At 74.7% G+C, this 19,725-nt stretch carries 19 protein-coding genes; 12 read left to right on the top strand and 7 right to left on the bottom strand.

Features of this window, described 5'->3' with window-relative positions:
* Positions 1–2 precede the first annotated feature (2 nt).
* A complete protein-coding gene (locus AAG742_RS06755; protein ID WP_248115640.1) occupies positions 3–977 on the top strand; it encodes an aldo/keto reductase in 975 nt (324 codons plus the stop codon).
* Complete coding sequence (locus AAG742_RS06750; protein WP_248115639.1) at positions 977–1,402, top strand: PLD nuclease N-terminal domain-containing protein; 426 nt, start codon at positions 977–979, stop codon at positions 1,400–1,402. Before AAG742_RS06755 ends, AAG742_RS06750 begins: the two co-directional genes overlap by 1 nt.
* Positions 1,403–1,447: 45 nt before the next feature.
* Here the strand turns inward: AAG742_RS06750 and AAG742_RS06745 are convergent, their stop codons facing one another.
* Positions 1,448–1,978, bottom strand: coding sequence for a Rieske (2Fe-2S) protein (locus AAG742_RS06745; protein WP_248115638.1), 531 nt, complete (start codon positions 1,976–1,978; stop codon positions 1,448–1,450).
* Positions 1,979–2,114: 136 nt separating this feature from the next.
* Between AAG742_RS06745 and AAG742_RS06740 the strand changes: the two genes are divergently transcribed.
* Positions 2,115–2,768, top strand: coding sequence for a hypothetical protein (locus AAG742_RS06740; protein ID WP_248115637.1), 654 nt, complete (start codon positions 2,115–2,117; stop codon positions 2,766–2,768).
* A gap of 166 nt (positions 2,769–2,934) precedes the next feature.
* Here AAG742_RS06740 and AAG742_RS06735 read toward each other — a convergent pair whose 3' ends face one another.
* Genes AAG742_RS06735 through msrB form a run of 5 tightly spaced genes read right to left on the bottom strand, consistent with a single transcriptional unit; the run spans position 2,935 to position 8,760 of the window.
* Entirely contained in the window at positions 2,935–5,118 is a 2,184-nt protein-coding gene (locus tag AAG742_RS06735; RefSeq protein WP_298985525.1) for a 3-hydroxyacyl-CoA dehydrogenase NAD-binding domain-containing protein, read from the bottom strand.
* 42 nt (positions 5,119–5,160) lie between these two features.
* Positions 5,161–6,438: a ribonuclease D gene (locus AAG742_RS06730; protein WP_298711171.1), complete on the bottom strand. Its 1,278-nt coding sequence runs from the start codon at positions 6,436–6,438 to the stop codon at positions 5,161–5,163.
* Between the two features lie 23 nt (positions 6,439–6,461).
* Entirely contained in the window at positions 6,462–7,061 is a 600-nt protein-coding gene (locus tag AAG742_RS06725; protein ID WP_298711168.1) for a DUF3000 domain-containing protein, read from the bottom strand.
* Between the two features lie 59 nt (positions 7,062–7,120).
* On the bottom strand, positions 7,121–8,260 hold the full coding sequence (locus tag AAG742_RS06720) for a beta-eliminating lyase-related protein (RefSeq protein WP_298711165.1): 1,140 nt from the start codon (positions 8,258–8,260) through the stop codon (positions 7,121–7,123).
* Positions 8,257–8,760 carry a peptide-methionine (R)-S-oxide reductase MsrB gene (gene msrB / locus AAG742_RS06715; RefSeq protein ID WP_298711163.1) on the bottom strand — a complete coding sequence of 168 codons (504 nt, stop codon included), beginning with the start codon at positions 8,758–8,760 and terminating at the stop codon, positions 8,257–8,259. The genes AAG742_RS06720 and msrB overlap by 4 nt, the downstream gene beginning before the upstream one ends.
* A 99-nt stretch (positions 8,761–8,859) precedes the next feature.
* Between msrB and AAG742_RS06710 the strand changes: the two genes are divergently transcribed.
* The gene (locus AAG742_RS06710; protein WP_298711161.1) at positions 8,860–10,203 is read left to right on the top strand and encodes an alpha/beta fold hydrolase; all 1,344 of its coding nucleotides are present in this window, start codon (positions 8,860–8,862) and stop codon (positions 10,201–10,203) included.
* Positions 10,204–10,292: 89 nt separating this feature from the next.
* The gene (locus AAG742_RS06705; RefSeq protein WP_343281954.1) at positions 10,293–10,703 is read left to right on the top strand and encodes a hypothetical protein; all 411 of its coding nucleotides are present in this window, start codon (positions 10,293–10,295) and stop codon (positions 10,701–10,703) included.
* Positions 10,704–10,841: 138 nt separating this feature from the next.
* On the opposite strand, the gene AAG742_RS06700 is transcribed toward AAG742_RS06705, so the two are convergent.
* Positions 10,842–12,926 (bottom strand): M3 family metallopeptidase, encoded by a 2,085-nt coding sequence (locus tag AAG742_RS06700; RefSeq protein WP_298711156.1) that lies wholly within the window; start codon positions 12,924–12,926, stop codon positions 10,842–10,844.
* A gap of 93 nt (positions 12,927–13,019) precedes the next feature.
* On the opposite strand from AAG742_RS06700, the gene AAG742_RS06695 reads away from it, so the two are divergent.
* The 7 genes from AAG742_RS06695 to secF all read left to right on the top strand — a co-directional run bounded on the left by AAG742_RS06695 (position 13,020) and on the right by secF (position 19,637).
* Positions 13,020–13,784, top strand: coding sequence for a YebC/PmpR family DNA-binding transcriptional regulator (locus AAG742_RS06695; protein ID WP_248115628.1), 765 nt, complete (start codon positions 13,020–13,022; stop codon positions 13,782–13,784).
* An 11-nt stretch (positions 13,785–13,795) separates the two neighbouring features.
* On the top strand, positions 13,796–14,461 hold the full coding sequence (ruvC, locus tag AAG742_RS06690) for a crossover junction endodeoxyribonuclease RuvC (RefSeq protein ID WP_298711153.1): 666 nt from the start codon (positions 13,796–13,798) through the stop codon (positions 14,459–14,461).
* A 95-nt stretch (positions 14,462–14,556) separates the two neighbouring features.
* Positions 14,557–15,198: a Holliday junction branch migration protein RuvA gene (gene ruvA, locus AAG742_RS06685; RefSeq protein ID WP_298711150.1), complete on the top strand. Its 642-nt coding sequence runs from the start codon at positions 14,557–14,559 to the stop codon at positions 15,196–15,198.
* A gap of 2 nt (positions 15,199–15,200) precedes the next feature.
* Positions 15,201–16,217 carry a Holliday junction branch migration DNA helicase RuvB gene (gene ruvB / locus AAG742_RS06680; protein ID WP_248115625.1) on the top strand — a complete coding sequence of 339 codons (1,017 nt, stop codon included), beginning with the start codon at positions 15,201–15,203 and terminating at the stop codon, positions 16,215–16,217.
* 66 nt (positions 16,218–16,283) lie between these two features.
* The gene (gene yajC / locus AAG742_RS06675) at positions 16,284–16,775 is read left to right on the top strand and encodes a preprotein translocase subunit YajC (RefSeq protein ID WP_298711147.1); all 492 of its coding nucleotides are present in this window, start codon (positions 16,284–16,286) and stop codon (positions 16,773–16,775) included.
* A gap of 58 nt (positions 16,776–16,833) precedes the next feature.
* Positions 16,834–18,618: a protein translocase subunit SecD gene (secD, locus tag AAG742_RS06670; RefSeq protein ID WP_298711144.1), complete on the top strand. Its 1,785-nt coding sequence runs from the start codon at positions 16,834–16,836 to the stop codon at positions 18,616–18,618.
* On the top strand, positions 18,615–19,637 hold the full coding sequence (gene secF / locus AAG742_RS06665; RefSeq protein WP_298711141.1) for a protein translocase subunit SecF: 1,023 nt from the start codon (positions 18,615–18,617) through the stop codon (positions 19,635–19,637). Before secD ends, secF begins: the two co-directional genes overlap by 4 nt.
* The last annotated feature ends 88 nt before the right edge of the window (positions 19,638–19,725 follow it).

Here is a 19,725-nt window from a genome sequence, read left to right as displayed (position 1 = left end):
CGATGCGCACCGTGCGACTGGGCCGCTCCGGCCTCACCGTCTCCGTGGTCGGGCTGGGCTGCAACAACCTGGGCCGTCCCGGCACCGCCACGATGGAGCAGGCGGGCACCGACGCCGTCGTCGGCGCCGCGCTGGATGCGGGCATCACCTTCTTCGACGTCGCGGACATCTACGGCGCCGAGCCCGGCCTCTCCGAGGAGCGCCTCGGCACCGCCCTGGGCTCCCGCCGCGACGAGGTGGTGCTGGGCACCAAGTTCGGCATGGAGATGGGCGGGGCGAACGGGCCCGACGGCGGCGCCCGCGGTTCGCGCGCGTACATCGTCAGGGCGGTGGAGGCGTCGCTGCGCCGGCTCGGCACCGAGTGGATCGACCTGTACCAGTTCCACACGCCCGATCCCGGCACGCCGATCGACGAGACGCTGCGGGCGCTCGACGACCTCGTGCGGGCGGGCAAGGTCCGCTACGTCGGGCACTCGAACCGCACCGGCTGGCAGATCGCGCAGGCCGAGTACGTGGCGCGCGAGCTCGGCACCGAGCGGTTCGTCTCGGCGCAGAACCACTACAACCTCCTGGACCGCCGCGCCGAGCTGGAGGTCGTCCCCGCGGCCGCGGAGTTCGGCCTGGGCGTGCTGCCCTACTTCCCGCTGGCCAACGGCCTGCTGACGGGGAAGTACTCGCAGGGTGCGGCGCCCGAGGGCTCACGGCTCTCCCACGTGCGGCAGCACATGGTGGACGAGGCGGACCTGGAGCAGCTGGCCGCGTTCGGGGCGTTCGCGCGCGAGCGCGGCATCACCGAGGTGCAGGCGGCCGTCGGCTGGCTCGCCGCGCAGGGGCCGGTGGCGTCCGTGATCGCGGGGGCCACGCGTCCCGAGCAGGTCGCCGAGAACGCGAAGGCCTCCGACTGGGAGCCCACGGCCGAGGACCTCGCGGAGCTCGACGCGCTCTTCCCGGGCCCGGAGAAGGTGGCGCTGTTCTGATGCCCCTCGTGCCCTCGCCGGCCGAGATGGCCCTGGGGTGGAGCGTGTCCCTGACCGCGGGGGCGATCTGGGTGGGCGGGCTCGTCTCGCTCGCGCGCGGCCCCCTCGACCACCGGGCCCGCCTGCCGTGGGTCGTGTCCATGCTGATCCTGCCGGTGCTCGGGGCGCTCATCTGGTTCTGGTGGCGGCACCGCTACTACCCGGCGCGGCGGCGTGAGCAGCCCGGCTGGGACCCCAACCGGCGCGAGGTCGCGGCGCTGCCGCCGTCGCGGGGCAGCCGCACGCCCGCGCCCAGCCGGCGGGGCCGGCCCGATCCGTACGCCGGTCACGCCGCCCCGGAGGGACTGCTGCCGCGCCGGCGCTTCGGCATGGAGGAGTTCGCCGCGCCGGCAGGCCCCGGGCGGGAGCGCGGCGACGACGTCTGATCTCCCAGGACTCGCCGCGCCGCTCGGTTCCGGGCGTGCGCGGGCTCAGAGCTTGACGACCACCTGGTCGCCGTCGATGGCGGCCTCGTAGTCCATGAGGGGCTGGCGCGCGGGGCCGCCGAAGGGCTTGCCGGTCTCCACGTCGAAGTGGGAGCCGTGGCACGGGCACGCGTAGGCCGTCCCCTCGGGGCGGTCCACCACCTGGAGCAGGCAGCCCTGGTGCGTGCACACGTTCGAGTACGCGGTCACCGTGGACTCGTCCACGCGGTGCATCAGCAGCGTGCGGCCCTCCACCTCCACGGACGTCGTGGCGCCCACGGGCAGCTCCGAGACGGCGAGGGCGGGCGTCCTGGCGGCGCCGACGTAGTGGTCCTGCGCCGTGTCCTCCGCGCGGATCTCATCCGTGCAGCCGGAGAGGACGAGGGAGCCGGCACCCACGGCGGCGACGGCGGCGCCGCGGCCGAGCACGGTGCGGCGGGTGGTGCCGGGCTGGGCGTCCTGGGGGGCGCAGTGGCCGCAGCAGCCGGTCTCGGCGGCGGGGGCGGGCTGGGAAGAGCGGGTGTCCTGCGTGGTCATACCCCCATTGTTCCACTCGGCGGACCGGGCGCCTCCCCGCGTGCGGTGCGCGGGGGAGGGTGAGAGGATCGTGAGCCGACCCGCCGTCGTCGTGCGTGAGAGCGCGGCGAGACCGACCGAGACCAGGAGACCCGCCGTGGCCGACACCGCCCGCCCCGCCTTCGACCTGACCCCGTTCGAGCGCTGGGAGGCCGTGACCCTGCGCGGGGAGCACGTGGGCTTCCTGTTCCGGCGGCTCGCCGAGGGCGTGCTCACCTCCCGCATGGGCTTCGCCCCCACCGCGGTGCAGCGCGCGGCGACCCCGGACCTGCCGGATCGGTTCTTCGCGCAGAGCCAGGTGGCCTTCACCGACGACGGGGCGACGTGGGTTTGGACGTCCTATGAGGACTCCGCCACGGAGCAGCGCGTGCGGATCGAGCGCGAGCGCGCGGGGCTGGGGGAGGACGTCGTGCCCTCCTACGCGGAGCACCTGCTGATGGGACCCGCGGCCGAGGCGGCGCTCACGTTCGTGCGGCTCGAGGAGGCATCCCCGCTGCAGGGGCCGGTGCGCATGCCGGAGGCGACGCTGCGGCCGGCCGGCGGCGATGCCGGTGCGGGGGCCGAGGGCGGCGTGCGGGTGGACGTGGTGAGCGAGGGCGTGGTGATCGGCTCGCATCACGTGCGCGAGGGCGCCGTGACGGCCTCGGACTGGGGTGGCGGGACGGCGTCCGCGCCGGTGGCCGGCAGGGACGAGGCGCTCGCCGGGCTGGGCGCGCAGCTGGTGACGTTCGCCGGACTGCCGGTGGAGTGAGGCGGGGCGGGCACCAGCGCCGCCAGGGACATGACCTGCCACCCGGCCAGCGCCCATCCGACGCCGAACGTGCGCGCCCTCGTGCCGCCGCTGCCGTGGGAGCGGTACGCCGGCGGCCCCGCCACCCTTCCGCGGTGACGGGGCCGCCGGCGCCGGGATGCCGGCCTCAGCCGTGGAAGCGCGTCCCGTTGACCCGCTCGGACGCGCCGGAGTCGTCGAGGTACCCCGTGATGCCGCCCAGGTGCAGCGGCCAGCCGGCGCCCAGGATCATGCACAGGTCCACGTCCTCGGGGGCGGCCACCACCTCCTCCTCCAGCAGCAGGCCGATCTCCTCGGCCAGGGCGTCCTCCACGCGGTGCAGCAGCTCCTCGGCCGTCTGCGGGGCGTCGCCCTGCTCGAGCAGCGCGGCGGTCGCGGCCGGGATCTCCTCGCCCGTCGCGCCGGCGGCCTCCTCGCTCTCGGCGCCGCCGCGCACGTCCTTGGCCCAGATCGCGGTCTTGCCGGCGTCGATGAGGCGCTGGAGGTTCGCGGACACCGGGAAGCGCTCGGCCCCGAAGGCGGCCTGCAGCGATTCGGAGACGTGCTGCGCCACGGGGATGCCCACCATCGCCAGGAGCGTGAACGGGGTCATCGGCAGGGCCAGCTCGTCCAGGGCGTGGTCGGCGGTGTGCGCGTCGGTGCCCTCGTCGAAGGAGTTCTGCACCTCGCCCATCATGCGCAGCAGCACGCGGTTGACCACGAAGGCCGCCGCGTCGTTGACGAGCACGCCGGTCTTGCGGAGGCGGCGGGCCAGCTCGAACGCGGTGGCCACGGCCTCGTCCGAGGTCTCGGCCACGCGGACGATCTCGATGAGCGGCATCTGGGCCACCGGGTTGAAGAAGTGGAAGCCCACGAGGCGCTCCGGGTTCTGGAGCACCTCGGCCATCGCGGCCACGGACAGGCTGGAGGTGTTGGTCGCCAGGATCGCGTCCGGGCGCACGATGCCCTCCAGCTCGCGGAACACCGCGCGCTTGACCTCGAGCTCTTCGAACACGGCCTCGATGACGACGTCGGCGTCCGCGTAGACGGACTTGTCCGTGTCCGCGGTGATGAGCCCGGCGAGCGCCTCGCCCTGCTCCGCGCTCATCCGGCCCTTGGCCACCTGCTTCTCGATCTGCCCCTGCACGCCGGCGAGGCCGCGCTCGACACGCTCGGCGTCCATGTCCGTCATCACGACGGGCACCCCGAGCTGCTGCGCGAACACCAGGGCCAGCTGACCGGCCATCAGGCCCGCACCGACCACGCCGACCTTGCGGACCTCGCGGGCCTGGTCCGCCCCGGGATCGCCCGCCGGCCTCTTCGCACGGCGCTGGACGACGTCCAGGAACGCGTACACGGTGCGGCGGAACTCGGGGGAGCCGATGAGCTCCTGGAGCGCCTCGGCCTCGTGCTCGGCCGACTCCTCGCGCGTGCGCGTGCGGGCACCGACGAACAGCTCCTCGACGTGGCGGCGCGCCGGGAGGTGGCGCCCCGGGCGCGCGGCCTGGAGCTGCTCGAGCGCCGCGAGCGCGCGCTCCCACGCTGCGTCGGAGACGTCGCGGCCGTGGTGCTCGGACTGCGCCTCCTCGGTCTGGCCCTCGCCCGTGAGGATGCGCGCGGCGAACGCCAGACCGGCCTCCAGCAGGTCGCCCTCGGCCACCGCGTCCATGAGCCCCAGCTCGTACGCGGCCTTCGCGTCCAGGGTCCGGTTGTTGTCCAGCGGGTTCTTCACCAGGACGCCGACGGCGGCCTCGGGGCCGATCAGGTGCGGCATGCGCCACACGCCGGACCAGCCGGGCACGAGGCCCAGCCGGACCTCGGGCAGTCCGAAGCCCTTGGCGCCCGCGGCCACCACGCGGTGCTCGGCCGCGAGGGCGAGCTCGAGCCCGCCGCCGAGCGCCGTCCCGTTGACGAAGGCGAAGGTCCGGGCGGGGAACGCGTCGAGCCGGTCGTAGGCGGCGTGGCCGAGCCGGGCCAGGTCGCGGCCGATGCCCGCCTGCGGGTCCCCGGCGTCCTCGATGCCCGCGATCAGCGAGAGGTCGGCGCCGGCGGCGAAGGTGCCCCCCGTGCCGGTGACCGCCAGGGCCTGGATCTCGCCGGCCACGGCCCGCGCAGCCTGGGCGTCCAGGGCGCGGGCGAGCCCCAGCAGCGAGGCCGGGCCCAGCGTCGCCGGCCGCTTCGGGCCTTGGCCGTTGTCCAGGGTGAGGAGGGCGAGGGTGCCCACGCCGCCGGGCAGCGCGTGGTCGGTGACCTCGATGTGGGTGACGACCTCGTCCGGGGTGATTCCGGGCAGGTGGCCGAAGGCGTCCAGGGGAGCGGGGCGTTGTGTCATGGCTCTCACTCTAACCGTGACGCGCCGTCCCAGGAACGCCGCTCAGTCCTCCACGGGGTCCGGATCCAGCAGGGCCACGGTCAGGACCGCGGCCACGTTCTCCACCTGCCACGGCCGCGCCCCGCGCTCGCGGAGGGCGTCCTCCACGGACTCGGGGGTGAGCGGCGTGGGCGGCTCCCAGCAGATCCGGCGCAGCGTGTCCGGGGTGAGCAGGTTCTCGGTGGGCATGTCGAGCTGCTCCGCGCGGCGGGCCACGCGCGCCTTCGCGGTCTTGAGCCTCCGGTCGGCGAGCGGGTCGCGATCGCGCCACGCCCGCGGCGGCGGCGGGGCGTCCCCGCCGCGCACGTGCAGGGGCGGGGCTGCGCCGTCGGCGGCGTCCTCGAGCCCGGCGCGGATCGCGGCGATCCAGCGGGGCGCCTCCCGGGACGCGGAGCGGCCATGGAAGCCGGAGGTGTCCCGCAGCGCGGGGACCGTGCGGGGCTGCGCGGTGGCGGCGGCCACCAGCGAGCGGTCGGGGATGAGCCGGCCGGGGGCGACGTCCCGGTGTCGGGCCAGCTCCTCGCGGGCCTCCCACAGGCGGCGCAGCACGGCCAGCTGTGCGGGTCGGCGCAGGCTGTGCGAGCCGGAAGTGCGGCGCCACGGGTCCGTGCGCGGGGCGGGCGGGGGCGCCAGCCGGGCGGCCTCGAACTCCTGGCGCGCCCACTCCGTCTTGCCCTGCTCCTCCAGCAGCGCGGCGAGCGCGTCCCTCAGCGGCACGAGCAGCTCGACGTCGAGGGCCGCGTAGGCCAGCCAGCCCTCGGGCAGCGGCCGGGTGGACCAGTCCGCCGCCGAGTGCTCCTTGGCCAGGGTGACCCCGAGCATCGCCTCCAGGACGGCGGCCAGGCCCACGCGGGGCAGCCCGGCCAGGCGGGCGGCCAGCTCCGTGTCGAACAGGGCGTCCGGGCGCAGCCCCTGCTCGGCCAGGCAGGGCAGGTCCTGGCTGGCCGCGTGGAGGACCCACTCGACCCCGCTCAGGGCCTCGGCCAGCGGCCCCAGGCCGTCGAAGGCCTCCGGGTCCACGAGCCAGATGCCCGCGCCCGCGCGCTTGAGCTGCACGAGCATCGCGCGCTGGCCGTAGCGGATGCCGGAGGCGCGCTCGGCGTCCACGGCCACCGGTCCGGTGCCCGCCGCGATGGCGCGGGCGCAGGCCTCGAGCCCGGCGGGGGTGTCGGTCACATGCGGGGTCCCGCCCTCGGGCTCGGTGATGAGCCGGGGCGCGGGGGCCTCCCCGGCGGCCTCGTCGGGGGACGGCTGTCCCGGTGCGGACGCGGCCTGGGTCATGGAGTGCTCCTGCTGGTGGGTCGTCAGTGGGTGGGGTGGGGGAGAGCGGCGGACTCGGGCGGCAGGCCGGCGAAGGCGCAGATCATGTCCGACCACGCCTCCAGGTGCGCCCCGAGGTCTCGCCCGCTCGGGGTCCAGGAGGCACGCAGCTCGATGTCCGTCACGTCCGGCTCACCGGCCAGGGTGCCGAAGCTCTCCGCGAGCTGGCGCGTGGCCACGCCTCCGGCCTCGGTGTGCTCGGCGTGCCGGGTCTCCAGGGCCTCCACGAGCCAGGTCCAGGCGACGGCGCCGGCGAGGTGGTCCGTGGCGACGTCGGGCTCCAGGCTCGCCCGGATGTACGTGACCGCGCGGAACCGGCCCCGCCACTGCGGCGAGCCGGCCGGATCGTGCAGGAGCACGAAGCGGCCCGTGGCCAGCACGGGGCCGGCCGGGTCCTCCGCGGTGACGTCCTCGCACACGTCCGCGGCCAGGGCCACGGCGTGCGGGGCGAGACCGGGCGGGGCCGGGATCTCGCGCAGGCGCACGGGGGTGCGGGGCCGGGCGTCGCGCAGTTCGGCGAGCGCCCGGCGGAACTCCGCGGGCACCTCGGCGCGCGCGGCGTGGGGCGCCCCGGTGACGGTCATGCCCGACAGCGTAGGCGGGCCGGTGCGCGTCGCGGCGCAGGGCGCGCCGTCGGCGGCCCTCAGCGCCGGGCCGCCAGGGCCTGGCCGAGCGCGTCCGTGAACCCGGCGACGTCCTCCCGGGAGGTGTCCCACGACGTCATCCAGCGCACCTCGCCGGTGGCGGGGTTCCAGTCGTAGAACGGGTAACGGGCGCGCACCGCGTCGGCGGCGGCCGGGTCCAGGACGGCGAACACCGCGTTGGCCTCGGGCTGACGGGAGAGCTCCACCCCCTCGAGCGCGGACACGCGCTCGGCCAGCAGGCGGGCCATGGCGTTGGCGTGGTCCGCCAGGCGCACGCCGAGGTCGTCGGTGAGCAGGGCCAGCAGCTGCGCGGAGAGGTAGCGCTGCTTCGAGGCCAGCTGCATCGAGGACTTGCGCAGGTACCCCAGGGACATCTGCGCCGCGGAGTCCGCGTCGCGCTCGCGGCCCGGCACGTCGCGGTCGGTGATCATGGCCGCGGTGGCCACGGCATCCGGGTTCAGCACGACCACGGCCTCCGCGCCCAGCGCACCGTTCTTCGTGCCGCCGAAGGAGACCGCGTCCACGCCGGCGTCGGTGGTGAACTCCCGCAGGGGCACACCCAGGGCGGCGGCCGCGTTGCACAGGCGGGCGCCGTCCATGTAGACGCTCAGCCCGGCGGCGTGGGCGGCGTCGGCGAGCGCCCGCACCTCCTGCGCCGAGTACACGGTGCCGACCTCGGTGGCCTGGGCGATCTCCACCACGGCCGGCTGCACCGCGTGGACGAATCCGAAGGAGCCCAGCACGGGCGTGAGGAGCGCAGGGGTGAGCTTGCCGTCGTCGCCCGTGGGGACCGGGAGCAGGGAGAGCCCGCCGACCTGCACGGGGGCGCCGCCCTCGTCCGTGGCGATGTGCGCGTGGCTAGCGCACACCACCGCTCCCCACGGGGGCGTCAGGGCCCGCAGTGCGACGACGTTCGCGCCCGTGCCGTTGAACACCGGCAGCGCGAAGGCCCGCTCGCCGAAGGTCGCGCGGACGCGCTCCTGCAGCGCCGCCGTCACGGGGTCCTCGCCGTAGGCCCGCGCGTGGCCCGCGTCCGCGTCCAGCATGGCGGCCCACACGTCCGGATGGACGCCCGCGTAGTTGTCGGAGGCGAAGGCGCGCAGGTCGGCGGGCGACGTCGGCGCCCCCGGGGCGCTCACGCCGCGCCGCCCGGCGTGTCGGACGCGTCGGCGGAGGGCACGTCGGACGGGCTGAGGCGCAGCGAGATCGAGTTGATGCAGTAGCGCAGGTCCGTGGGCGTGCCGTAGCCCTCGCCCTGGAACACGTGGCCCATGTGGGAGCCGCACCCGGCGCAGCGCACCTCGATCCGCTGCATGCCGAGGGTCTCGTCCTTGATGTACTCCACGCGGTCCTCGGCCAGGGGTGCGAAGAAGGAGGGCCAGCCGCAGTGGGAGTCGAACTTCTCGTCCGAGCGGAACAGCTCCGCCCCGCACGCGCGGCACGCGTACACGCCCTGCACGTGGGAGTCCCAGTACTCGCCCGTGTAGGGGCGCTCCGTGCCGGCGCGGCGCAGGACCTGGAACTCCTCCGGGGTGAGGCGGCGCGCCCACTCCTGCTCGGTGAGGGCCGCGGTGTGCGGCGTCCCGGGCGGGGCGGCGTGGGGAGGGGTGTCCGGGGATGCGGTCTCGTGGGTGCTCATGGTCCGCACAACGCCCGCGCCGCTCGCCCTGTTCCCCGCCGGGCCGGCCGGATCGGCGCGGATTGGCCCGCCCGCGCGTGCGTGGTCGAGAATGCACTCATGGCCTCCTCCTGCCGCCGTCGCCCCCGCCGCCACCGGTCCCGCGCTCGCGGAGCCGTGCCCCTCGCGCAGCGCCTGGTGCGCCGAGGGGTGAAGGGCACCGTGCGCGGCTCCGTGGCGATCGCCGCGCCCATGGCGCGCTGGTCCCCGGTGGTGGGCAGCGTGGCCCTCTCCGGGGCGTTCGTCGTGGCCGGGGCCAGCTCCGCGCTCGCGGGCGTCTTCGCCCGCACGGTGGTGACGCCCGTCCGCCAGCACGCGGAGTCGACGGCGATCCTGGCCGTCGTGGACGGGGAGGACGGGCCCGAGGTCATCCTGCCGGCCGACGAGTACACCACCGTCCCCGGCACCTACTCGCTGACCTTCGACGGCGGCGCCGGCTGCGCGCGGATCGGTGCCATCACCTCGTTCGACCCGCGCGACGGCACGGTGCAGCGCGTCGTGGAGGAGGTCTACGCCGGCGAGCTGCGGGCCGCCGTGAAGGGGCGCTTCACCGCGTTCGTGTACCCCACCCCGGCCGACGCCGGACTCGAGGCCGCCGAGGTGCTCGTCCCCGTGCCGAACGGCTGCGCCCCGGCCTGGCGCGTGGACCCGGAGGCGGATCAGGACGCCCGGTCCGGCGAGGGGCTGTGGGCCGTGATGGTGCACGGCCGGGGCGCCCGCCGCAACGAGGGCATCCGCGCGGTGCCCACGGCGCAGCGACTCGGCATGACATCCCTGCTGATCTCCTACCGCAACGACGGCGACGCCCCCGACGCCCCGGACGCGCGCTACGGGCTCGGCACCACGGAGTGGGAGGACGTGGAGGCCGCCATCCGGTACGCGATGGAGCAGGGGGCCGAGGACGTCGTGCTGTTCGGCTGGTCGATGGGCGGGGCGGTGGCGCTGCAGTGTGTGGACCGCTCCGCGCTGGCCCCTCATGTGCGGGCCGTGGTGCTCACCGGCCCGGTGGTCGACTGGATGGACGTGCTCGAGCACCAGGCCAAGCTCAACCGCATCCCGGAGGCGATCGGCCTGCTGGGCCAGTGGCTGCTCTCCAATCGGGCCGGCCGGTTCGTCACCGGCCTCGCGGCCCCCGTGGACCTGAAGGCGATGGACTGGGTGACCCGCGCCGAGCAGGTGCGGGTGCCCACCTTGATCCTGCACTCCGAGGACGACGAGTACGTGCCCGTGGGCCCGTCCATGGACCTGGCCGAGCGCAACCCCGAGCTCGTGCGGTTCGTGCGGTTCCAGCGCGCCCGCCACACGCGCGAGCAGAACGTGGACCCCAAGAAGTGGGACACCACCGTGCGCGGCTGGCTGCGCGCGGTGCTCGGCGCGAGCCGGCCCGGCACCCGCCGCGTATGACGTCGTGGTGGAGGCGCCGGGAGCGAGTCGAGGTCCCGCTCGAGGTGTCACGAGGGGGGACGGAGGAGCTGTACGGCCACGCTCGGGAGGTGCGTCGTGGGTCGGCGCGGATCTCACTCGCTGACCTCGCCGGCGCGGACATGATCGTGCTGGACCTTGTGCCCCACCGGAGGGACGCGGCGGAGATGCAGGTCTGCGGTGACCTCGCCGAGCCGGAGGGGACCGCTGTGATGGGACTGACGATCTCCGTGGACGGGTGTGCACGCTTCGAGATCGGCGTGGACGACGACGACCTGGACTTCGCACGGCAGGTGATCGACGCCGTCGTCGACCGCCGGGTGCGGATCAGGGAGGCGCCCGGGCGGTCGGAGACCACGCTGACACTGCGTGACGGATCGACTGTCGTGTCCCGCAGGTGGTCGCTGCCCGACGGCGGGCTGGTGCCGCGTCCAGGATGGAGGAGCCGTGCCGATGTCCGGGAGTGTGCGCCCTACCGGTGAGACCGGCCCGCGAGGCGACACCCTCCACCTGCGTTCGTGTCACGGCGGCGGTGTCCTGCCGATGGCCGGAGACCGGGCCGGAACCGGGCCGGTTCCGGCCATCCTCATGACTGCTCGTCCCCGGTCACGGGGCAGCGCTCAGCCCTCGGTGAGCCCCCGGCGCCGCAGCAGCGGTTCCAGCTCCGCGTCCCGCCCGCGGAAGGCGCGGTAGGACTCGAGCAGGTCCCGCGTGTTGCCGCGCGCGAGCAGCTCCGCTGCGAAGCGATCGCCGTTCTCCCGCGTGAGGCCGCCGTTCTCCCGGAACCACTCCACGGCGTCCGCGTCCAGCACCTCGGCCCACACGTACGAGTAGTACCCCGCCGCGTAGCCCGAGCCGAAGATGTGCTTGAAGTAGCCGGTGCCGTAGCGCGGGGGCACGAGGTCCGGGTCGATGCCCGCCTCCGTGAGGACCCTGCGCTCGAACGCCGCCGGATCCGCGGTGGCCGCGTCCACGGTCTCCTCCGTGAGGGTGTGCCACGCCCAGTCGATCAGCGTGGCGCCCAGGTACTCCACCGTGCGGTAGCCCTCGCCCCACAGGTCCGCGGCCTCGAGCTTCTCCAGGGTGCCCGCGGGCAGCTCCTCGCCGGTCTCCACGTGGCGCGCGTACGCGGCCAGGATCTGCGGCTCGCGGATCCACATCTCGTTCACCTGGCTCGGGAACTCCACGACGTCCCGCGGCACGGCCGTGCCGGTCAGCGAGGGGTACTCGCCCTCAGCCAGCAGGCCGTGCAGGGCGTGGCCGAACTCGTGGAACAGGGTGGTGGTCTCGTCCAGGGTCAGCAGCGCCGGGCGGCCCTCCGCCGGGGCGGGCACATTCATGGTGGTGAACACCACCGGCTTCTCGCCGAGGGCCTCGGACTTGTCCCGCACCGTGTGCATCCACGCGCCGCCCGACTTCGTGGCCCGGGCGAAGAAGTCGCCCACGAACAGGCCGACGGACTCGCCGCGCTCGCGGGCGACCTCCCAGACCCGCATGCCGGGGCGGTACAGGTGCCGCGCCAGCTCCGGGCGCTCGGTGAACGTGAGCCCGTACAGCGCCCCCGCCGCGGCGAACACGCCCTGCGTGAGCACGCGGTCCAGCTCGAAGTACGGGCGCAGGGCCGCGGTGTCCACCGCGAACGCCTCCCGCGCGTGCCGCGCGGACAGGTGCGGCCAGTTCCACGGGGCCACCTCGGCCGCGCCGTCACCCGTGCCCGCGACGACGGCGGCGTCCCGGCGGGCGTTGGCCATGGCCCGCGGAGCCATGGCGGAGAGCAGCTCCTCCACCGCAGCCACGGACGGCGCCGAGCGGTCCTTGAGGGCCTGCTCCGCCCAGCACGAGGCGCCCAGCAGGCGGGCCTTGCGCAGCCGCAGCCGCACGATCTCCATCGCCAGCGTCAGGGTCTCGTTCTCCCCCGACGCGCCGCGGCCCACAGAGGCCTCGAACACCTCCCGGCGCAGCGCCTCGTCCTCGAGGTCCGCCAGCCAGGGCTGGGAGGTGAACAGGGAGAGGGTCAGCAGCCACGGGCCCTCGCCCGCGGGGGCGTCCGCCGCGCGGTGCCCGGCCTCCACCGCTGCGGCGGCGGCGGCGTCGACGTCGTCCTGGCCGAGGCCCGCGAGGCGCTCGCGGTCCGTGACGAGCACGGCACGGGCGGCGGTGTCCGCGACGAGGCGGCGCGTGAAGGCGGAGGACGTGGAGGCGAGCTCGCCGTTGATGCGCTGCAGCTCCTCCCGCTCCGCGCCGCCCAGGTGGGCGCCGGCGACGTCGAGCCGCTGGCGGAGCACCTCGAGCAGGCGGGCGTCCTCGCCCGAGAGGGAGCCGGCGTCGATCGCGGCGACCCGCTCGGCCAGCCGCGGATCCAGCAGCAGGGCGTCCTCGTGCGCGGCGAGCTCGGGGGAGAGCTCCTGGGCCAGGGCCTGGCGGGCCTCTGTGCCGTCCGCGCCGACGAGCGTGAAGAACACGGCGGCGACGCGGCGCAGCAGGGCCCCGGAGAGCTCGAGCGGCCGCACGGTGTTCTCGAAGGTCGGGGCATCGGGGGAGGAGAGGATCGCCTCCACCTCGGCGCGCTGCTCCGCCATGCCCTGGCGGATGCCGGCGGCGAGATCGGCGTCGGAGCACGCGGCGAAGTCGGGCAGCTCGTGGGGGAGGGCCGAGGGGCTCAGCAGGGGATGGCCCTCGGGGAGGGTGTCGGTGAGGGAGGTCATACGGGCACCCTACGACGGCGGCCGACGTCGGCGGGTGCGGGCCCGCTGGCTAGACTGGGCCGTCGAGCCAGCAGTCGAAGCCAGGAGGCGTGCATGTCCGGACATTCCAAGTGGGCCACCACCAAGCACAAGAAGGCCGTGATCGACCAGCGTCGCGCCAAGGCCTTCGCCAAGTACATCAAGGGCATCGAGGTCGCCGCCCGCGCCGGCGGCGCGGACATGTCCGGCAACCCGGCCCTGGACCTGGCCGTCAGCAAGGCCAAGAAGAACTCGGTCCCCAACGACAACATCGACCGCGCCATCAAGCGCGGCGCGGGCCTGACCGGCGAGGTCATCGACTACGTCGAGATCATGTACGAGGTGCGCGGCCCCCAGGGCTCCGCCCTGCTCGTGGAGTGCCTCACGGACAACAAGAACCGCGCCGCCTCCGAGGTGCGCGTGGCCGTGACCCGCAATGGCGGCACGATGGCCGACTCCGGCTCCGTCTCCTTCCTCTTCACGCGCAAGGGCGTCGTGCGCCTGCCGGCCGAGGGCAACACCGAGGACTCGCTCCTCGAGGCCATCCTCGAGGGCGGCGCGGACGCCGAGGAGGTCGTGGAGGCCGGGGAGGACTTCGAGATCGTCTCCGATCCCTCTGACCTGCGCGCGGTGGCCGAGGCGCTCGACGCCGCCTCGGTCGAGTACGAGACCGACGAGGTCGAGTTCATCCCCACCATGAAGGTGCAGCTGGAGGACGCCAAGGGCGCCGGCACCTTCCTGCGGCTCGTGGACGCGCTCGAGGAGCTCGACGACGTGCAGAACGTCTACTCGAACGTGGACATCGCCCCCGAGATCCTCGCCCAGCTGGACGAGGACTGAGCAGCACCGCCGTGACGCGGCCCGCCGACGTCGTCCGGATCCTGGGGGTGGACCCCGGGCTCACCCGCTGCGGGATCGCCGTCGTGGACGTGGACGCCCGTCGTCGGGCCGCGCTCGTGCACGTGGAGGTCGTGGGCACCCCGCCCGGGACCTCCCTCGACCAGCGGCTGCTGCGGATCGACGAGGCCGTGACCCGCATCCTGGCGTGCCACCGGCCCGACCGCGCCGCCGTGGAGCGCATGTTCGCCAACAACAACACGCCTACCGTGCTCGGCACTGCCCAGGCGGCCGGCGTGGCGATCGCGGCGGCGGCGCGCGCCGGGATCCCGGTGGGGCTGCACACCCCCTCGGAGGTGAAGGCGGCGGTGACCGGCCACGGCGACGCGGGCAAGGAGCAGGTCACCACGATGGTCACCCGCATCCTCCGGCTCGACGCCCCGCCGCGGCCGGCCGACGCCGCCGACGCCCTCGCGCTGGCCATCGCCCACGGCTGGCGCGGCACCGCCCTCGGCCACGCGGCCGGGCAGACCGGCATGGACACGGCCGACATGGCCTCGCGGGCGGGACGATCGCACTCCGCGGCCCGGGTCCCCCTGCCGACGCGGGCCGGGGAGATGACGGCGGCGCAGCGGGCGTGGCTCGCCGCGGAGCGCTCGACGGGCGGCAGGCGCCGCTGACCCCGCGCCCTCGCCGGGGGCCGGGCGGATGCCGGGATCGCGGGACGTTCGATGATATGTTCGAATGCGTCCCCCTCGACGTCGGAAGGCCCAGCATGATCGCGTCCCTGAGCGGCACCGTGGAGCACGTGGCGCTGGATCGCGCCGTCATCGCGACCGGCGGCGTGGGCGTGCTCTTCCACTCCACCCCGCAGACCCTCGCCACCCTGCACGAGGGCCGCCCCGGCCACGTCCAGACGCACCTCGTGGTCAAGGAGGACGCGCTGACCCTCTACGGCTTCGCCGACCGCCACGAGCGCGAGGTGTTCGAGGTGCTGATCGGCGCCAACGGGGTGGGCCCGCGCCTGGCCCTGGCCATCCTCGCGGTGCACCACCCGGAGGCCGTGCGTCGCGCCGTCACAGAGGAGGACGAGAAGGCCCTCACGCGCGTGCCGGGCATCGGCCCGAAGATGGCGCGCAAGATCATCGTGGAGCTCTCCGGTCGGCTGGCCCCCACGGGGGAGCAGGTCCCGGAGGAGGACGCCCCCGTCGCCGAGGAGGCCGCCGCGACCGCGTGGCACGCCGACGTCGTCGCGGCCATGGCGGGCCTGGGCTGGTCCGAGAAGGAGGCCGAGAAGGCCGTGGCCGCCACCGTCGCCGCCCGGCCGGAGCTCGAGGACTCCCGCGACGTCGCCGCGCTGCTGCGCGCCACCCTGCGCGACGTCGGCACCGCCGGCGCCGCACGCGGGGGCCGGTGAGCATGGCCGAGCGGCCCATGACCGCCCCCGAGGCGGACGCGGAGGAGCGCCGGCTCGAGGCGGCGCTGCGGCCGAAGCACCTCGACGAGTTCGTGGGGCAGATGCGCGTGCGCGAGCAGCTGGACCTCATGCTGGCCTCGGCCCGGCTGCGGGACCGCGCGGCGGACCACGTGCTCCTCTCCGGCCCGCCCGGCCTCGGCAAGACCACGCTGGCCATGATCGTGGCGGCGGAGATGAACGCCCCGCTGCGCCTGTCCTCCGGCCCGGCCATCCAGCACGCCGGCGACCTCGCGGCCATCCTCTCCTCGCTCACCGAGGGGGAGGTGCTCTTTCTCGATGAGATCCATCGGATGTCCCGGCCGGCCGAGGAGATGCTCTACATGGCCATGGAGGACTTCCGCGTGGACATCGTGGTGGGCAAGGGCGCCGGCGCCACCTCGATCCCGCTCGAGCTGCCGCCCTTCACGCTCGTGGGCGCCACCACCCGCGCGGGCCTGCTGCCCAGCCCCCTGCGGGACCGGTTCGGCTTCACCGGCCACCTCGAGTTCTACGCGGAGGAGGAGCTGGAGCGCGTGCTGCGCCGCTCCGCCCTGCTGCTGGACATGCGCGTGGACACGGACGGCTACCGGCAGATCGCCTCCCGCTCGCGCGGCACCCCGCGCATCGCCAACCGGCTGCTGCGCCGCGTGCGGGACTGGGCGCTCGTGAAGGGCCTGGAGTCCGTGGACGCCGAGGCCGCCTCGGCCGCCCTCACCATGTACGAGGTGGACGCCCGCGGGCTGGACCGCCTCGACCGCGCGGTGCTCACCGCGCTGTGCACCACGTTCGGCGGGGGGCCGGTGGGCCTGTCCACCCTGGCCACCGCGGTGGGCGAGGAGATGGAGACCGTGGAGACGGTGGCCGAGCCCTTCCTCATCCGCGAGGGGATGGTGGCCCGCACGCCGCGTGGCCGCGTCGCGCTGGCTGGAGCGTGGGAGCACCTGGGGCTGACGGCGCCGGCAGCCCCCGGCTCCGCCTGAGCGGCCCGGGCGGGGACGGCCCCTAGACTGGCCCGGACCCCGACCTCGACTGACGGAGCCCGACGCATGTCCTCGCTCGACCACGCCCTCCCCGCCCTGGCCCCCGCGGCGGCCGCACAGCCCGCCGGCGGCGGCTCCAGCATGTTCATTCTGCTCATGTTCGCGGCCCTGGCCGTGCTCATGTTCATCTCCATGCGCCGCGCGAAGAAGGTGCAGACGCAGCAGGCGGAGATGCGCCGCGGCCTCACCCCGGGCCAGGAGGTCATGACCACCTCCGGCATCTTCGGCCGCGTGGTGCGCCTCGACGAGTCCGAGCAGCGCGCGACCCTCGAGGTCGCCCCCGGGATCCGCATGGACTTCCACCTCCAGGACATCGCCAGCGTCGTGGAGCCCACCGGCGTCGATGCCGCGGCCGACGGTCCCGTCCTCGCCGAGCCGACCGCCGCGCCGACCACCGACCCGCGCGTCGCTCCGGAGAGTGCCGCGTCCGGCTCCACGGCGGCCGACGTCGTGGACCCCGGCCACGAGGGCACCGCCCCGCGGACCGACCGCCCCTGAGACCCACCCGGCGGCCCGGTCACGGCCCGCCCCCGACGCGGACGGAAGCACCTGAAGCATGGCGAAGACATCCCCCACCGGCTCAGCCGCGCGCACCCTGGCCTGGCTGGCCGCCCTGGTCGTGGCGCTCACGGCGATCCTCGGCTTCGGCGTGGCCTCCGGCCAGGCGAGCTGGGCCCCGAAGCTGGCCCTGGACCTCGAGGGCGGCACGCAGATGGTGCTGGCCCCGCAGACCGCCTCCGGTGAGGAGGCCACCCCCGAGCAGCTCCAGCAGGCGGTGGAGATCATCCGCCAGCGCGTGGACGGCTCCGGCGTGGCCGAGGCCGAGGTGGCCACCCAGGGCGCCGAGAACGTCGTGGTCTCCCTCCCCGGCGTGCCCGACGACGAGACGCGCCGCCTCATCCAGGCCTCTGCGGACATGGTGTTCCGCCCCGTGCTGCAGGCCGCCCCCGGCGAGGCCACCCCCGAGGACCAGCTCATTCCCGTTGACCAGTTCCCGAAGCCCACCGCGGAGCCGACGGACGCCTACGACCCGAACCGGCTGACGCCCGAGCTCGCCGACGAGTTCCAGCGCGCGGACTGCACCGTGCCCCGCGATCCCTCCGCCCCGGCCCAGCCCGCGGACCAGGCGATCGTGGCGTGCCAGCCGGCGGAGGAGACGGACGGCGGCATCGTCTCCCCGTCCGTGAAGTACCTCCTGGGCCCCGTGGTCATCCCCGGCACCCAGATCGACGGCGCCACCAACGGCATGGCCCAGGCGACGGGCGGCGTGTCCACGAACCAGTGGGTCGTGAACATCGACTTCGACGCCGAGGGCGCCAAGACCTTCGCCGAGGTCACGCAGCGCCTGACCCCGTACCCGGAGGGCGACCCGCGCAAGCAGTTCGCCATGGTCCTGGACGGCGAGGTCATCTCCGCGCCGCAGTCCAACGGCGTCATCACCAACGGCAGCGCGCAGATCAGCGGCGGCAGCATGACGGAGGAGTCCACCGCTCAGCTCGCCGAGCAGCTCAGCTACGGCTCGCTGCCCATCTCCTTCTCCATCGAGTCCGAACAGCAGATCTCTGCCACCCTCGGCCAGGACCAGCTGTTCTGGGGCCTGATCGCGGGCCTCATCGGCCTCGCCCTGGTGGCCGTCTACCAGCTCTTCCAGTACCGCGCCCTCGGCCTGCTGACGTTCGCCTCGATCGTGGTGGCCGGACTCCTGACCTACCTCGCCATCGCCATCCTCGGCTGGACGGACAACTACCGCCTCTCCCTGGCCGGCATCGCGGGCCTGATCGTGGCGATCGGCCTCACGGCCGACTCGTTCATCGTCTACTTCGAGCGCATCAAGGACGAGCTGCGCGCGGGCCGCACCGTGGACGTCGCCGTCCACGAGGGCTGGAAGCGCGCGAAGCGCACCATCGCCGCGTCGAAGGCCGTGAACCTGCTCGCCGCCGTCGTGCTCTACTTCGTGGCTGTGGGCAACGTCCGCGGCTTCGCCTTCACCCTGGGCCTCACCGCGATCGCCGACCTCATCGTGGTCTTCTGGTTCACCCACCCGATCATGCAGCTGCTCGCGCAGACCCGCTTCGTCGGCGGCGGGCACCGCATGTCCGGGCTGGACCCCTCGCTGCTGGGGGAGGAGCCGGCGCTGTACCAGGGCGCGGGCCGCCTCCGGGAGCCCCGGGTCGCCGCGCCGGGAACCTCCGCCGAGGAGGACGGCGCCCCCGCCTCGGGCGCGCACGCCGCCGCGTCCGTCCTCGCCGGCCCGTCCCGCGGGCGCCGCGGGGCGGCCCCCATGACCATCGCCGAACGCCGGCGCGCCGAGCGCGCCGCCGCACAGGAGGACACGCCGTGAACCGCTTCGCAGCCTGGGGCAACGACCTCTACTCGGGGCGGACCTCCTACCCCTTCGTCCAGCGCTGGGGGCGCTGGTTCGCCCTCGCCGGGATCCTCCTGGCCCTCGCCGCGGGCCTGACCGCGCTGCGCGGCGGGTACAACCTCGGCATCGAGTTCAAGGGCGGCTCGGAGTTCACCGTCTCCTCCGCCCAGTCCACGGACGTGGAGCCCGGACGGCAGGCCGTCGCCGACGTGGTGCCGGACTCGGACCCCACGGTCACCGACATCGCGCCCGGCACCATGCGCGTGCAGACCGAACAGCTCGACGACGCGCAGACCCGCCAGGTGGCCGAGAACCTCCAGGGCGCCTACGGGGTGGGACAGGACCAGGTCACCTCCACGTTCGTCGGCCCGACCTGGGGCCAGGCGGTCTCCCAGCAGGCGCTCATCGGCCTGATCGTGTTCGTGGTGCTGGTGACCCTGTTCATGGCCCTGTACTTCCGCACGTGGAAGATGTCGCTCGCCGCCGTGCTGGGCATGCTGTACGTGGTGGCCCTGACCGCCGGGATCTACGGGGCGACGGGGTTCGAGGTGACGCCCTCGGCGATCATCGGCTTCCTCACGATCCTCTCCTACGCGCTCTACGACACCGTGGTGGTCTTCGACAAGATCCGCGAGAACACGGCCACGGACCACGAGGACCCCCGCCGCACGTTCGCGCAGAACGTGAACCTGGCCGTGAACCAGACGCTCGTCCGCTCGATCACCACCTCGATCGTCGGCATCCTGCCCGTGGGCTCCATCCTGTTCATCGGCGCCGGACTGCTCGGGGCCGGCACGTTGCGGGACATCGCCCTGGCCCTGTTCGTGGGCATCATCGTGGGCACGCTCTCCACGCTCTTCATCCAGGCCCCGCTGTACGCGCTCCTGCGCCGCGGCGACGCGGACGTGCGGGCGCACGACGCGCGGGTGGGCGAGCTCTCCGCCGCCCGCGGCGCGGACGGCGAGGACGGCGAGGGGCGCGTCCCGGCGGTCTGATCCGCTGACGACGACCCGGGCGGGGGCGGGCGGGCACGGCGACGTGCCCGCCCGCCCCCGTCCCTCTTCCCGGGGTAGACTCGCCCAT

This window comes from Micrococcus sp. 2A (assembly GCF_039519235.1).
Lineage (GTDB): Bacteria > Actinomycetota > Actinomycetes > Actinomycetales > Micrococcaceae > Micrococcus.
Note: the sequence above shows the minus strand (reverse complement) of the source record. Positions and strands in the feature narration are given on the sequence as shown.

Excerpts from the sequence above, each read along its gene's own strand:
- AAG742_RS06755 (WP_248115640.1), top strand. The coding sequence starts at position 3 with ATGCGCACCGTGCGACTGGGCCGCTCCGGCCTCACCGTCTCCGTGGTC.
- AAG742_RS06750 (WP_248115639.1), top strand. The coding sequence starts at position 977 with ATGCCCCTCGTGCCCTCGCCGGCCGAGATGGCCCTGGGGTGGAGCGTG.
- AAG742_RS06745 (WP_248115638.1), bottom strand. The coding sequence starts at position 1,978 with ATGACCACGCAGGACACCCGCTCTTCCCAGCCCGCCCCCGCCGCCGAG.
- AAG742_RS06735 (WP_298985525.1), bottom strand. The coding sequence starts at position 5,118 with ATGACACAACGCCCCGCTCCCCTGGACGCCTTCGGCCACCTGCCCGGA.
- AAG742_RS06730 (WP_298711171.1), bottom strand. The coding sequence starts at position 6,438 with ATGACCCAGGCCGCGTCCGCACCGGGACAGCCGTCCCCCGACGAGGCC.
- AAG742_RS06725 (WP_298711168.1), bottom strand. The coding sequence starts at position 7,061 with ATGACCGTCACCGGGGCGCCCCACGCCGCGCGCGCCGAGGTGCCCGCG.
- msrB (WP_298711163.1), bottom strand. The coding sequence starts at position 8,760 with ATGAGCACCCACGAGACCGCATCCCCGGACACCCCTCCCCACGCCGCC.
- AAG742_RS06710 (WP_298711161.1), top strand. The coding sequence starts at position 8,860 with ATGGCCTCCTCCTGCCGCCGTCGCCCCCGCCGCCACCGGTCCCGCGCT.
- AAG742_RS06700 (WP_298711156.1), bottom strand. The coding sequence starts at position 12,926 with ATGACCTCCCTCACCGACACCCTCCCCGAGGGCCATCCCCTGCTGAGC.
- AAG742_RS06695 (WP_248115628.1), top strand. The coding sequence starts at position 13,020 with ATGTCCGGACATTCCAAGTGGGCCACCACCAAGCACAAGAAGGCCGTG.
- ruvA (WP_298711150.1), top strand. The coding sequence starts at position 14,557 with ATGATCGCGTCCCTGAGCGGCACCGTGGAGCACGTGGCGCTGGATCGC.
- ruvB (WP_248115625.1), top strand. The coding sequence starts at position 15,201 with ATGGCCGAGCGGCCCATGACCGCCCCCGAGGCGGACGCGGAGGAGCGC.
- yajC (WP_298711147.1), top strand. The coding sequence starts at position 16,284 with ATGTCCTCGCTCGACCACGCCCTCCCCGCCCTGGCCCCCGCGGCGGCC.
- secD (WP_298711144.1), top strand. The coding sequence starts at position 16,834 with ATGGCGAAGACATCCCCCACCGGCTCAGCCGCGCGCACCCTGGCCTGG.